At 39.8% G+C, this 15,165-nt stretch carries 9 protein-coding genes; 6 read left to right on the top strand and 3 right to left on the bottom strand.

Features of this window, described 5'->3' with window-relative positions; all coding sequences use genetic code 11:
• The first annotated feature begins 55 nt into the window (after positions 1–55).
• Both DUT68_RS07885 and DUT68_RS07890 read left to right on the top strand, forming a co-directional pair.
• Positions 56–526 (top strand): FKBP-type peptidyl-prolyl cis-trans isomerase, encoded by a 471-nt coding sequence (locus DUT68_RS07885; RefSeq protein ID WP_113637279.1) that lies wholly within the window; start codon positions 56–58, stop codon positions 524–526.
• 8 nt (positions 527–534) lie between these two features.
• Complete coding sequence (locus DUT68_RS07890; protein WP_113637281.1) at positions 535–1,398, top strand: FKBP-type peptidyl-prolyl cis-trans isomerase; 864 nt, start codon at positions 535–537, stop codon at positions 1,396–1,398.
• Positions 1,399–1,425: 27 nt separating this feature from the next.
• On the opposite strand, the gene DUT68_RS07895 is transcribed toward DUT68_RS07890, so the two are convergent.
• The 3 genes from DUT68_RS07895 to DUT68_RS07905 are packed head-to-tail and all read right to left on the bottom strand — an operon-like array spanning position 1,426 to position 4,489.
• The gene (locus DUT68_RS07895; RefSeq protein WP_113637283.1) at positions 1,426–2,742 is read right to left on the bottom strand and encodes a cryptochrome/photolyase family protein; all 1,317 of its coding nucleotides are present in this window, start codon (positions 2,740–2,742) and stop codon (positions 1,426–1,428) included.
• Positions 2,726–3,646, bottom strand: a complete 921-nt coding sequence (locus DUT68_RS07900; protein WP_113637285.1) for a TIGR01777 family oxidoreductase — start codon at positions 3,644–3,646, stop codon at positions 2,726–2,728. Before DUT68_RS07900 ends, DUT68_RS07895 begins: the two co-directional genes overlap by 17 nt.
• Before the next feature lie 39 nt (positions 3,647–3,685).
• On the bottom strand, positions 3,686–4,489 hold the full coding sequence (locus DUT68_RS07905; protein WP_157960798.1) for a CE1 family esterase: 804 nt from the start codon (positions 4,487–4,489) through the stop codon (positions 3,686–3,688).
• Between the two features lie 99 nt (positions 4,490–4,588).
• On the opposite strand from DUT68_RS07905, the gene DUT68_RS07910 reads away from it, so the two are divergent.
• The 4 genes from DUT68_RS07910 to DUT68_RS07925 all read left to right on the top strand — a co-directional run bounded on the left by DUT68_RS07910 (position 4,589) and on the right by DUT68_RS07925 (position 14,952).
• Entirely contained in the window at positions 4,589–5,572 is a 984-nt protein-coding gene (locus tag DUT68_RS07910) for a 2-hydroxyacid dehydrogenase (RefSeq protein WP_113637290.1), read from the top strand.
• A 63-nt stretch (positions 5,573–5,635) separates the two neighbouring features.
• Entirely contained in the window at positions 5,636–6,505 is an 870-nt protein-coding gene (locus DUT68_RS07915) for an aldose 1-epimerase family protein (RefSeq protein ID WP_237088290.1), read from the top strand.
• Between the two features lie 491 nt (positions 6,506–6,996).
• Positions 6,997–11,145: a LamG-like jellyroll fold domain-containing protein gene (locus DUT68_RS07920; protein WP_113637291.1), complete on the top strand. Its 4,149-nt coding sequence runs from the start codon at positions 6,997–6,999 to the stop codon at positions 11,143–11,145.
• Positions 11,146–11,340: 195 nt separating this feature from the next.
• Complete coding sequence (locus tag DUT68_RS07925; RefSeq protein ID WP_113637293.1) at positions 11,341–14,952, top strand: T9SS type A sorting domain-containing protein; 3,612 nt, start codon at positions 11,341–11,343, stop codon at positions 14,950–14,952.
• Positions 14,953–15,165 lie beyond the last annotated feature (213 nt).

Below are 15,165 nucleotides of genomic sequence, written 5' to 3' on the forward strand. Positions count from 1 at the left end.
CTGTTAAATTTGGTTAAAAATTGTAGCAACGGCTTTAAAAGTTTATTTTTGCTGAATGAAGTTAAAAACTAGGCTTTTGCTGGTGCTTACAGCGGTTATTGTTGTACTGGGTTCGTGTAGTAAGGATAAATTCGACGAAGCAGAACAGGCGAGGTTAGATGATGCTGCCATTGTTGATTTTGTAACCAAGAACAATATTCCGGCAATTAGGCACACTTCGGGTTTATATTATCAAATTATTACCCCTGGAACTGGTGCAAGCGTTACTTCAGCATCAACAGTTGGTGTAAGCTATACGGGTAAATTGCTCGATGGCACACAATTCGATAAGTCTACATCCACAGTTACTTTTCCCTTAACAGGCGTAATAGAAGGGTGGACTATCGGCGTTCCTTTGATCAAGGTTGGTGGCCGTATTAGGCTTATTATTCCATCCAAATTGGGTTATGGAAATAATTCGCCAAGTCCATCTATTCCAAAAAATTCAGTTTTAGATTTTACTATTGATTTACTTCAAGCACAATAAAAATATAAATGCGTAAAATAACCATATACTTAGCTGCACTATTCGGTGCAATCATTTTTTTAAGTTCTTGTGATAAGGAATACGAAAGCGTAACAGATTTAGACAATAGAAATATTGCAGAATATAAAAGGGCTAATAGCTCTTTGTCTTTCACTGATGTAGATGGGTATAGCTATAGTATTATTAATGCTGGCACTGGAACTGATGTAAAAAACTCCGACTCCGTATATTATTCCTACACATTCAAATCTACAACTGGCACAGTTTATACTCAAACCAGCGATTTAATGATACCAGGGACTTTCTTGGGCTACACAGATCAATTTAATATTGGCGGTGTAACCTATGCTTTCAAGCCTGTTAGAGAGGTTTTGGCAAAGCTAAAAAGAGGAGGTAAAGCTGTTTTGTTATTGCCTTCAAGGATGGCATTTGGAAAAAATGGCTTAACTAACTTTGGTATAGGTTCCAATGAAACATTAGTAGTGGAGCTTGGAATTTACACTTACGAGAAAAGACATCAGGTTGACGCCTTTGAAATTGGAACATTCATTACTCGTAATAACCTAACCTTTAGTACGGATGCTAATGGGATTCGCTATAACGTTTCCACAGTTGGAACAGGAGCTGATGCTATTGGCGATTTTTCTACCTTAGTAGTAAATTATACCGGACGATATTTGGATGGAACTGTATTCGATGAAGGTACTGGGGTAACATTTAGATTAGACCAATTAATTAAAGGTTGGCAGTTAATTTTACCGGGAAGGATAAAAGCTGGCGGGAAAATTAGAATTATCGTACCGTCGCACTTGGCTTACGGTGCACGACCTTTAGATTTTGATATTGAAGTTACCAGCGTAACTAACAATTAACAAAAAGTCCCGAGCAATCGGGACTTTTTATTGAAGTGCTTTTTTGTAAGTGTCTAATGCTCGCTTTCGGGCAAAATCATGTTCTATCATTGGCATTGGTGCAATTGCCTTTTTGTATTCTGGAGCCCATTTAAAAACATATTCCATCTTTGGATCAAACTTTTTGAGCTGTAGCTCCGGATTGAAAACGCGGAAATAAGGAGCGGCATCATTGCCACTACCACATGCCCATTGCCAACCACCAATGTTACTAGCTTGCTCATAATCCAACAGTTTTTCAGCAAAATATGCTTCGCCCCAACGCCAGTCAATCAGCAAATGTTTACATAAAAAACTAGCAACTACCATACGCACCCTATTGTGCATAAATCCAGTTTCGTTCAATTGTCGCATGCCTGCATCTACCAAGGGGTATCCAGTTTCGCCCTTGCACCAACGTTCAAATTCTTTTTCGTTATTTTTCCATTGTATCCGGTCGTAATCAGGTTTAAACGCTTTATTTACCGTATGTGGAAAGTGCCAAAGGATCATCATGTAAAACTCTCGCCAAGCTAATTCTGAAACCCACTTATCTGCTTTTTGCGCTAGCGCCTCTGTTACTACCTGCCTAATACTCACTGTTCCAAAGCGCAAATGCATACCGATACGTGTAGTAGCATTCTTCGCTGGATAATCTCTGTCATTTTCATAATCTTTAAGGTGTGATTTGAAATTTGAAGACGGAAATTTTACATCACTAGCCTGAAAGCCGATACTAGAAAGTGAAGGAAATGCGATAGCTTTGGTTTGGTGTAAGTTTTTGAAATACTTTTCGGTAGGATAAGATTTGAGGTAAAAAGCGTTTAGCTTTTGCGACCATTGCTTGTAATATGGCGTAAAAACGGTGTAAGGTTTGCCGTCGGCTTTTTGCACCTCATCTTTTTCGAAAATCACTTGATCTTTGAAAGTGTTAAATGAGGCATTTTCTTTTTTCAAGAGCTTGGCTATTTCCTCATCACGCTGTTTTGCATAAGGCTCATAATCATGGTTAGTAAACACTTTGCTTACTTGGTATTCTTTCAATACCTCTTTCCAAGCATTTTCAGGGGTGTCGTGTTTAATTAAAATAGACGAACCTAGTTTAATCAATTGCTCATTTATTTCGTTGAGCTGCTGATAAATAAAATCAACCCTTGCATCTTTTTTATCAGTCAATTTATCAAGAATTTCCTTGTCAAAAATGAAGAGCAACAGTACGGGTTCTTCAGCTTTTAAAGCATGATAAAGTGCGGCGTTATCGGCTAATCTTAAATCTCTTCTCAGCCAACAAATGTTAATAGGAGATTCACTATTTTTTGTGCTCATATATTGCTTCTAAGGTTTCTTTCAAATCCAAATATCTAAATTGGAAGCCAGTATTCAATATTTTTTGTGCAGAAGTATTGCTACTTAACAGCGGCAATATACTCATTTCACCAAGTATGGCTTTAAGTACAAATTTAGGCACATTAAACGGCCAAATTGGTTTGTGCAACACTTTACCAAGTACCTTAGTGAACGTTTGATTTGTAGCTGGAGATGGCGCAGAACCGTTGTATGCATCAAACATTTGATGATCTTCTACAGCTTTAATAAACATGTTCACCAAATCATCAATATGAATCCAAGGAAGCCACTGTTTGCCCGATCCTAAGGCTGCGCCAACTAACATGTTAACTGGTTTGGCCATAGTAGGCAATGCGCCACCTTTAGCGCTTAGTACAATGCCAATTCTAATTTTAACTACCCTAATACCCAGGGCAATGCCTTGGTCGGCCGCTTTTTCCCAAGCTACACAGCAATCTGCCAAAAAGCCCGTTCCGGGCAGGCTATCTTCATCTAAAATCTCATCGGCACGATCTCCATAATAGCCAACCGCCGAGGCAGAGATATAATGTTTTACAGTAGCGTTGGCAGATTTAATTGCGTTAAATATCAATTCAGCAGATTTTACCCTGCTATCAATAATTTGCTGCTTACGCTGGGCTGTCCAAGGCTTATCGGCTATGCCTTCGCCAGTTAAATTAATGATGGTATCTACGCCATCAAAAGCTTTTTCGTCAATGGTCTGCTGATAAACGTCCCAGTTATAAAGTTGTACGTTTTTTACCTGTTTTTGTGCCGCATTTCGAGCCAATAGACTAACCTGATAGCCCTTATTGAGCAATTGGGCAATTAGCTGTTCGCCAACCAAGCCAGTGGCGCCCGCAAGTAGAATTTTTTTCGCCATAATTTACAAACCCTAAGATATGGATTTGGTTTGTGACGACTATTTTTTTACATAGTTTCGAAAAAAATTGACAATAGCCGGATTTGCAGATTGCGGATAGCCATGCCCACCCGAGTGGATGTACAATGCCACGTCATTACCATTCTTGCCTTCGTATTTAATGAGATTACTATCTATTTTTACCCCTTCCGTAGCACATCCGTTGATTTTAAGTACGGCATTGTAGGTTATTTTTTGCATAAACGGTTTAACCAAGGGATCATTTTCGCCCATTAAATGCAATGCTGGTTTCGGAGTAAGCTTACTAATAAGTTTGCCTGCTGCCGTAGCTGTTGGCGCAAATGCGGCAAATTCATTGGCACGAGTTGCCCAAAGCAAATAGGTAAAACCACCACCATTAGAATGTCCTGTGGCGTAAATTCGGGCATCATCTATTCGGTAAGTTTTCTTCAGGGTACTTAACATCGCATCAAAAAACTGCAAATCTCTATTGTTGTTCGTTTGGTCGTTCATCACCCAGCCACTTTTTTTACCCTCTGGATCGGTAAGCATGCCGGGCGTATTTAACCCTTGCGGACAAACCAAAATTGCTTCGGGCCAAAGCTGGTCAAAACGATGGGTTTTATACATGTTAAGGCTAGTGCCACCATGGCCGTGAAAAGCAAATATCAACGGACTTGCTTTGCTACTTGCCGTGGCTGGTATATACACAAGTGCTTTGCGAGTTTGGCCGTATACCGTCCATTCCATTGTTTTTAACGTTTCTTGGGCAAAGCCGATGGTTGTAGCTACAAACCACAAAATTAGCGAGGTGCTCAATTTTAGTACAAGGTGTTGTTTCATAAATTGATAGATGGTTATTGCTGGGTAAAGTTTAATTGCAATGTGGCAAAAAATAAACAATGGCGCAAAGAAAACGTTATTTTTATAAGCCTTTAAATTATGGAGAAAGTTTTAGTTACCCGTCGTATTAGCGATAATGCAATTAAATTGATTAATGACGCAGGCTTTGATGTCACGGTTTATACGGAGTCGAAGGATCTTAGCCAGCAACAGCTTATAGAAATGTGCAAGGGGCATTGTGCTTTGCTAAGTGTGGGTCCAAATCAACTTGATGCTAACTTTTTTAAATCTTGCCCGCAAATTGGCGCCATTGCGTTAATGAGTGTTGGTTACGATAAAGTAGATATTGCAGCAGCTAACAAATTTGGTGTTCCAATAAGCAATACGCCTGAGGTGCTAAATGAAGCCACTGCAGATATAGCTTTTTTACTGATGTTATCGGTTGCTAGGAAAGCATTTTATATGCACAAAACTATTGAGCGTGGCGAGTGGACTTTCTTCGACCCATTGAAAAACCTTGGGCAAGAAATTTATGGCAAAACGCTAGGTGTTTTTGGCCTGGGAAGAATTGGGTTTGAAATGGCTAAAAAGGCAAGGTATGCTTATGGGATGAATATCATTTATCACAATAGGAGCAGAAACAACAATGCCGAAGAAAAGCTCCAGGCCAAATATGTATCTTTTGATGAACTACTGGAAAAAAGTGATGTGTTAAGTGTGCATGCTAACCTGAGCGGCGAAACTAAAGGTATTTTTGATAAAAGTGCTTTCGAAAAAATGAAGTCGAACGCTATCTTTATCAATGCTGCTCGTGGTGCTATACACAATGAGATAGATTTGATTGACGCCTTGCAAAATAAAATCATCTGGGGTGCTGGTTTGGATGTCACTAATCCGGAGCCAATGAAAAAAGATAATCCTTTATTACAGATGGAAAATGTTTGTGTGCTGCCACATATTGGTTCTGCTACTGAAGAAACCAGAGAGAAAATGGCTGTAATGGCAGCGGAAAATTTGGTTGCGGCGCTAAGTGGTAAACAAATGCCACAAATTATTGATCCTAGTGTTTATTCAAAGCCTTGAAGATAAATGTTAGCATTTGTTAAAAATGATGGATGCTATTCTTAAAAAGTCTATTTTTATTTCATGATAGTTGCTATAAAAAATGAACATTTAGCAGTTGAATTTTCTACTAAAGGTGCCGAGTTGCAGCGTGTGGTGGGTATTGACAGTGAGGTGAACTATATGTGGAATGGCGACGCTAATTTTTGGGCGAAATTTAGTCCGGTACTTTTTCCTATTGTTGGTGCATTAAAAAACGATAGCTACAACTATCAAGGAAATACCTATCACTTATCAAGACATGGCTTTGCCAGAGACATGGAATTTTCACATGAAGTGACTGGTAGCAATGCAGTAACTTTCAAACTGAATCATACCGAAGAAACACTGGCGAAATATCCTTTCAAGTTTGAGCTAAACATCAGCTATCACTTACACGGAGCCAGTTTGAAATGTACCTACAAGGTGTTGAATTTGGATACCAAAACAATGCTATTTTCCATTGGCGGGCATCCGGCTTTTGCCGCTCCGTTAAATAACCAAGGCGTGTACACCGACTATTATTTGCAGTTTAACAACGATGATGAATTGACTTATCATCACATCGTATCAAATCTAATTGCCGATGAAACGACTACCGTTGATTTAAAAGATAAGATTTTGCCGCTACAACACGAGCTTTTTTATGGAGATGCGCTGGTATTCAAAAATCTTAAGAGCAATCAAATTCGGTTACTAAATACTAAAAATTATAACGGCCTTAATTTCCATTTTGAAGGCTTTCCCTATTTCGGGATATGGGCTGCGATTGATGCCGATTTTGTTTGCTTAGAGCCTTGGTGTGGCGTAGCCGACGGCATTAATCATAATGGAAATTTAGAAGAGAAAGAAGGGATAGAACAATTGGAGCCCCAAAAAAGTTGGGAGCGGAGTTGGGAAATTTGTTGTTTTTAGAAAGCTAGATATTCTCTAGACAGAAATAGGCTGCCCAACTATTTATATTGAAATCATTTCGTTGTAGGGGAGTAGCGTAAATTTTTGTAATTCTTCTATATTTTCTTCCTCGCCATAACTCCCCAGTGCTGATTTGTGGGCTTTCTACTTGGTGTAAATATCATCCGACGTATAAATACTGAATATGCTGTGTTAATACCCAATTTGGCTTGCAATCAGCTTATTGGCTTCATAATAGCGTGTAATATTTTTAAATTGTGTTAAGCATTTGAGTTTAAAAATGAATTAAAAATGCCGTCCGCTTTAAAATTAATGCTCGGTCTCTCAACTCTAATTTATTTATAAGCACAGGTGCTGTGATTTTTATTTTAATGCATTTGCATTTAGTGACTTTGTTTAACAGGTCCTAGGTTTTTGCATGCTATTGATGCTCCTTATCTGTTGCGCTTACTCATTAAGTGTAGATGCCGTACAACTAAATATAAAATGTTATGGCAGCTTCTCTATTACCCATCCGCAGGGCAATGGCCCTATGTTCCTTTTTTCTGTTTTTTTACGGTGGCATCTCTGCTCAAGATATCTCTAAGTATATCTTTACTAAGCCAACTGCAACTTATGTAAGTCTGTCTTCACCTACCATCCCTACATTAACGGGTACTACTAATGATGGCTATTACAATAATGGCAATAGCGGTATCCCCATCGGATTTGATTTTTGGTACATGGGAGCTAAATACACTTCTTTTTCCATTAGCACTAACGGGTGGATAGCATTGAAGGCAGATGTCAGCAATTCGCTACCAAACAATAGCTTGGCTAATAATAGACCATATATTGCTCCTTTATGGGATGATTTGAGAATACAGCCGGGCATAATAAATTTGCTGTTGGCAGGTGATATTGGCTACACGCTATCAGGTGCGGAGGGAACTAGGGTATTGACTGTTCAATGGAGAGATATGGAATGGTCGGCTACATCTGCATCAAGAATATCATTTCAGGTAAAACTGTACGAAGAAAATGGGGTAATTCGTTTCAGCTACTCCCGCATTAATGATATTGCCCCTACCTTAAGCCCGGGTGCATCAATTGGTATCTCTGGAGGTGCCAATCAGTTTGCTTCGGTTACCGTAGCTTCGCCCAATAGTGCATCTTCGGTTAGTTATAGCGTTGAAAACACTGGTGTGGTGCTAAAGCCAGCAACAAACGACAACTTCAATTTTGCAAGTATAGTTACCGCTCCAACTAATTTGTCCTTCAGCGCTATAGGACCTGAGCGCCTTACACTAAACTGGCTCGACAATTCAGCTGATAACACTGGTTATGTCGTTTATCGCTCTTCATCCGCAAGCACCGGATTTCAGCAAATTGGAACTATTTTGGGTGCTAACGCTACTAGCTATACTGATACAGGTCTTTCGCCTAGTACACGCTATTACTATAAAGTTTTTGCATTAAGAGAGGCACTAAGTACAGCCCTAACCGGAGATGCAGCCACCACGGCTTGCCCACAAACTTATCCCTCTGGTATTTTAGTGAATTATAGATATAATAGCAATGCAAATGATGAACTTGCTACCAATAACGGGCAATTTAATGGTGGTACCGCCAGTTTTGCTACAGATAGATTTGGCAATACTAACAGGGCCTATAGCCTAAATGGAACAAGTAATTACATGTCTACCAGTAATGCTTATAGTTCACCTTCGGTGTTTACCATTTCATGCTGGTTTAAAACTACTACTACAGATGGTGGCAAGCTAATTAGTTTCGGTGATGCGCAAACGGGAACTAGTACCGCACACGACCGCCATATTTACATGGTGCCCAACGGGCGATTGTATTTTGGAGTTTATCCCAATGTGGTGAGAACCATTAATTCAACTACTTCTTATAATGATGGCAATTGGCACCATGTGGTGGGTATCCTATCGGCATCAGGTATTTTTTTATATGTTGATGGTGTTTTATCTGCCAGCAATAATACCGTAACTACAGCACAAACTTATACAGGTTACTGGCGGGTTGGATACGATAGGATGGATAATAGTTGGACAGATTGGCCATCTAACGCTCGCACACAGGCTTACTTTAACGGCGCAATTGATGATGTACTAATTTATAACCGTGCTTTGTCGGCAGCCGAAGTTACCAATCTTTATCAGCCAACTTTTGTAGCAACCACTACAGCGCCGATATGTGCTGGCTACACGTTTAATTTAAATGCTCCTTTGGTGGTTGGGGCCACTTACTCTTGGTCTGGTCCAAATGGCTTTACCTCTACTCAACAAAATCCTTCGGGTATCGAACTCAATGCAAATACAATCGGTATATATACAGTAACCTTAACTGCGCCCAGCGGATGTAGTAATTTAACTTCAACCGTGAGAGTAAGTCCTTTAGAAACCGATATGGGGCTTTGGGCAGGTAGAAAAGATGCCAACTGGAGCAACCAAACTAACTGGTGCGGCTTGGTGGCGCCAACAAATACGGTCAATGTTACTATTCCAACTTCCGGGCCCACCTACAACCCAACAGTTTCAACTGCAGTAAACGCAAATAACTTAACAGTGCAATCAGGCCGCACCTTAACTATAAATAGCGGTGGTGATTTACGCGTATCAGGCACCTTGACCAGTACAAATTCTATTGACGTTACTGCCGGTAAGCTCACTTTAAATGGTGCTGCTGCACAAATTATCCCGGCTAATATTTTCTCTTCAAATACAATCAAAGATGTTGAGTTTAACAATAGTGCAGGTGTAACTTTAAATGGCAGTTTACGAATTACTGGTTTGCTTACGGCAACAGCTGCGGCATTTAACGCCAACGGATTTTTAACCTTGGCATCCAGTGAGAGTAACACTGCAAATGTTGCTCCTATAGGATCAGGCGCTTCCATTCAGGGTTTGGTGAAGGTCGAGCGCTTTTTAAAGGGAGGCAGTATAAATCCTTACCGTACAAATCGGATGCTATCATCTCCGGTTTACGATAATACTACAAGTTTCATCAACACGAATATCGAGGGAAATAGAAGTGCCAAATTTGCTCAGCTCATTGATGATGTCATTATTTCGGGAGCGGGAGGTAGCGCCTCGGGCTTTGACGTTACGGCCAGCGGAGATGCCAGTGCTTGGACTTACAGTTCAGGTTTTGTGCCTATTCCTAACATCAACACTCAGGTTAATGCGGGTAAGGGAATGTATATTTATTTTAGAGGTAACCGAGAAAACTTCCAGCAAAAAACTAACGCCCCATATATTGATCCTGAAAATACAGTAATTGACTTTGATGGTGTGTTAAATCAAGGCGATGTTACCGTTACACTACCAACAGGTGGACATTTATTGGGCAATCCGTATGCGTCAGTAATTGATTGGGATGCAGCTAGTTGGGGTACCGATAGAGTGAATGTAAACAATGCCATTTGGATTTGGAATCCGGCAACTCGAAGCTATGCAACCTACACGAATGGGGTAGGTTCGCTTGGTGGGAGCAGGTACATACAGTCGGGGCAATCGTTTTTTGTGCAGACTACCGCTGCGGGATCTATTAAGTTCAAAGAAGCCATTAAAGTTGTTCCGGTTAGTCAGCCTACATTAATCATGTCGTCAAATGGTAAAACCGATGACTTGGCATTGGCAGAAAATGAAAATGCAATTCCTTTGCTGAACCAGTTGCTTCGTGTCAAGTTTAAACCTTTAGCTTCTTTTGGTGAAGATGAAACGGTATTGGCCTTCAAACATGGCGCTAACCCAGCCTATACTCCAGACGATGCGCTACATCTGGATGGTGAAGTGGTCAATTTATCAACCATGGTAGGTACTCGAAAACTGGCAATCAACTTTATGCCGCTTCCGCCTTCATCTACTGAAATTCCTTTACATGTTGCAGCAGCTAACTCGGGTAATTATCTGTTGAATTTTAATTTGGAGGATTTTACAGGTTCTCATCAGCTGAAGCTGAAGGATAACTATTTGCAAACCTTTACACCCATCAGCCAAGGTAAATTGTATCATTTTAGTATAGATAAAAATGTGGCATCTACCTTTGGCGCTAACCGGTTTAGTATTTTAGTTGAGCCGCCAGCTGTATTACCATTGCTAATCAAAAGCTTTGCCGCTAAAGTTAAAACAGAAGGCGTTGCATTAAGTTGGACAACCGAAATTTCAGAGCCTTCTGCGCAATTATTGCTTTATCGAATGGATTTGAGCGGAAACTATCACCTGATGGAAACTTTCGCTGACAACGTCAATAAAAATCAAACTTTCTTGGATTCGGCACCGTCAATAGGCAAAAATTACTATAAGTTAGCGCTGCTGAACCGCAACGGAGAAGAAGTTCAAACTGTTTTTGCGGTTGCAGATTTTGGTGTCGTGAGTGACTATGAGGTCAAGGTTTATCCCAATCCAGTAACAGATCATTTGTTTGTTAAAGCTACTACGTTGAAAGGAACGTTTTTGTTAACATTATCAGATGTAACTGGCAAAGTGCTTAAAAATTTAATGGCATCAGATCATGATTTTAATAAGGGGATTTTATTAGATGTTTTAGGTTTAAATAGTGGGGTGTATATTCTAAGTATAGAGAATTTAAAAGTAGGCGAAATAGTTTTGAGCAAGAAGATAATCAAGCAATAGGGACGGTTATAATTGCTTTTTTCGAAATAAAAGAACTGAAATTTAAATAAAAGTATGGGAATTAATTTGCTCAAGTTGTGGAATTTATTCCAGTGATATATTTAAAGATATTCCGGTTTGTTTTAAAAATATAGGTTGTAATGTGATATAAGGCATATGGCATGTTATGGCTTAGGTTTTGTCTTTTCACTAACGATGAAAAGACAATTCCCATTTTTATTAGCCGTATCTGCCTTCTTTATTTCGGTTTGTGCTTTCAGTGTTAACGCTCAAGTTTATACTGCAACCGATTATTATTACAATAATTTTGATGGTGGTCAGTTGGGTACTGGAATTACCCAAACTAGCACCAGCGCTTCATTAGCCGTTTCAAACAGTTCGCCAATTTCTGGAACCTATTCTTTATCAAGTACTGGCAATGGTAGCGCAGGTACTTATAAAATAGCGGCGGTAAATAGTGGCACAGCCTTAGGTGATCAAACCTTCGGCTGGGAATGGACTTTCAACTATAAAAACACCCAAAGTACCGTTGACGCAAGTAATACTTGGAAATATTGGTTGGTAAGAGAAAGCGATCAAAGCAGTTCTTCTGGTTGTTACATCACTCAAATTGGCAACAGGTTATCTTTAATATTCTACTTAAATGCAAATAATACTTGGAGCTTTCAAGTTCCTGTGGATTTAGTTGCAAATAAAACCTATGCCATTAGGGTACAACGTTTAAAACAACATGGTGGCTGGGTAATTTACATGGACGATGCAGCTTTGGCGGTAGATGGTGCTTATACTCAAAGAGTGGCTACTGGTTGGTACCCAAGTGGAGGTGCAACCTACAATAGTTCTTTAATAGAGCTAACTAGTGCTTCTGCTGGTAGATTTGCTTTCGATGAATTGAAAATGTACAGCATGAAATTACAGGTTGTTGGTGCTAACGCTTCATCTAATGGTATTAGCAATCCGCTTTATGCTGGGCAACAAAATGCTGTAATTTATGGACTTCAATTTCAAACCCGAGGCTATTTTGATATCTACCAATTCAAAGTAGATTTATCGGGAAGTATCACGTCCATCATTGACCGTGCAACCGTAAAAATTAAAAAATCTACTGATAGTTTTTTTGGAAATGCTGATGATACGCAATTGGTGAGCCTAGCTTCTAACGATGTTTTTGATGCTGCAATCCAGTATTATGGAAGTGCCAGTAATCCCTTTGCCCGTTTTTGGTCGGTTGGTGCTGCCGATGGTTCAGTTGGTAACGGCGGATATTTGTTCTTATCTGCTAACGTATTATCTACTGCCAATAACAGCAATACATTTGCAGTTACCGGGGCTCCGCTTCTTCAAGGGGCAAGCAGCGGCTCAAATTATTCAGGCACTTCAGGTACAGTGGTTAACCCAACTACTCCGGCATCGGCTTCTGGTAAAGTTTACGATTGGATAGGTGCTACTTCAGTTTGGAGCTCCAACACTAACTGGCGCCTTTCGGACGACTCTACACCCGCTACAGCGCCTACCGCTAATGATTTTGTACGTATTGGTGTTAACAAAACTTATACTCAAATGCCAACAATTGCTACTAGCACTGCTATTGGTAACCTAACTATTGGCGGTACTAACGGCAATACGCCTACAATCACTGTTAACTCTAACGTTACACTTACTGTAAATGGCGCCTTCACTAATTCTAGAGCTTCCAATATTAGCGGTTCTGGAAATTTAGTATTGGTTGGTAATTGGACTACAAGTGGTGGTAAAATCAATTTAACTTCTGGTACGGTAGGTGTCACTTTCAATAGTGCCAATGATCAGCTGATCCAAGATAATGGATCTGATGCTGGCAATGGTGTAATGTTTGGGACCGTAACGTTTACAGGTGGCGCTACTAAAACGCTTTCGGGTACTGGAAAATTCGCCGTTGCGATTAACAAATTCCTCACTGTTGGCCCTAATACTATATTGCAAACCTCTGGCATACTAACGTTAAAATCAAGTGCAGATGGTGCGGCTTCGGTAGCTACAATTCCTTCTACTTCTTCTATTAGAGGATTGGTAACGGTAGAAAAATACATTCAAGGCGGAAATAAAAATATGTGGAGAACGAATAGGTTGCTTTCTTCTCCGGTTTACGATAACACCACTGCGTTCACTAATGCAAATGTTGATGGCGGTCGTAAATATAGTTTCACACAGTTTATTGATGATATGTTGATTACAGGTGTTGGTGGTGCTGCAAATGGGTTTGATGTAAATACGACTAATGAAACTAGTGCATGGACTTATATTGGTGCGTTTACGCCAATACCTAACATTAACACCTCGTTAAACGTAGGGAGAGGTGCATTTATTTACTACAGGGGCGATAGAAGCAATGTAACAGGGAAGTTTACCGCACCTTACGTGGATGCTGAATCAACCGTGATGACTTTTAAAGGAAACTTAACTCAGCAGGATGTTACAGTGCCGCTGACTGGTGCAACCCTGTTGGGAAATCCTTATGCTGCTACTATTGATTGGTTAGCGGTAACTAAAACCACAAATGTAGGTGGTGTAATTAAAATTTGGAATCCAAAAAACAGACAGTATTCTGTATTTAATGGTGAGTATGGTATTAACGATGGGAGTAGATATATTGGTTCTGGTCAGGCATTTTTTGTTCAGTTAACCAATACCGCTGCCGCATCAGTTACTTTTACCGAAGCTTCAAAAGTTAGCGCAGCCAATCAATCTTCCGCATCTTTCAATAGGCTGATGGCAGTAGGTTCAGGAAATTTAGATACCCGCACTATGGAAAGCACCAACAACCCAGTTGTTGTTGAGCCAGCAACTAAAATGCGAGTGCAGTTATCTAGAGATAATACCGAAAATAGCGACGAAACATTGGTGATTTTGAGACGTGGCGAATTGGCAACTGTTGCCGGTTACGACGTGGAAAGATCAGGTGGCGAAGCAGTGTTTTTATCTAGCCTATCGGCCGAAGGCAAAAAAATGGCGATTAACTATTTACCTCAAGTTTCTGAAGTTCCATCACTAAAATTGGGGGTAGATGTTGCTAACAATGGTAACTATACTTTTACTTTTAATCTGGAAGATTTGCCTACTGGTTACGAGGCGAAGCTGAAAGATAACTACCTTAATAGCATTACAGATATTAGTGAAGGTGTAGAATATAGCTTTGTGGTAGATAGGTCTAAAGCCGCAAGTTTTGGAAATACAAGGTTTGAAGTGTTGCTTGCTCCAGTAACAACCCTGCCGGCAGTGATCAGTAATTTCTCAGGCCTTAAAAAAACTGAAGGTGTGCTTTTAAACTGGAAAACATCTTCGGAGTCGAACAATAGCTATTTTGAAATTTTCAGAGCGGATGATACGCAGCAATACATCAGCATTGGTAAGGTAATGCCTAATAGTTCTGGTAACTACAACTTGTTAGATAAATCGCCTTTGGCCGGTAACAATTATTATAAGCTAGTACAAGTTGATGTGGATGGTAAAGCAACTACCTACACTGAGCGTGTTGCCATTAAATTTGATTTAAACAAATCTGTGGCAAGTGATGTTGTCGTATATCCTACGCAAGTACAATCTACATTTACCTTGAAATATAACGGAAGTTTAACTTCTAACAACTACCTAATTAACATAACTGACGCGAGCGGTAAAGAAGTTTACAGCATCAAAGCAGGGAAAGAAGAAATAATCAACGGAGCTAAAGGTGAACTTTCCACAGTTCCTACGGGTGTTTATTTTGTTACCTTGTTAGATACTGCAACGAGTAAAAAAATAGGAGCAGCTAAACTCATTAAGAAGTAAGTCGAAGGTATTAGTGCCTGGTTAAAAAGGATTTATTTCTGCAAATGAGCGAGCTGCTTTAGGCTGGTTCGAAAGATTAAGTCCGTTACTTAACTAAATTTTATTTCAGAAATTTTTTTACTTTCTGAAATAAAAAGTACTCTTTTTGCGTTTAAATGCGGTTTTGTAAAAAAAAGGCATTTATAACCATTTCTGGGTATTGTTTTAATTGCG

This window comes from Pedobacter zeaxanthinifaciens, assembly GCF_003313335.1.
In the GTDB taxonomy this organism is placed as follows: Bacteria; Bacteroidota; Bacteroidia; order Sphingobacteriales; family Sphingobacteriaceae; genus Pedobacter; species Pedobacter zeaxanthinifaciens.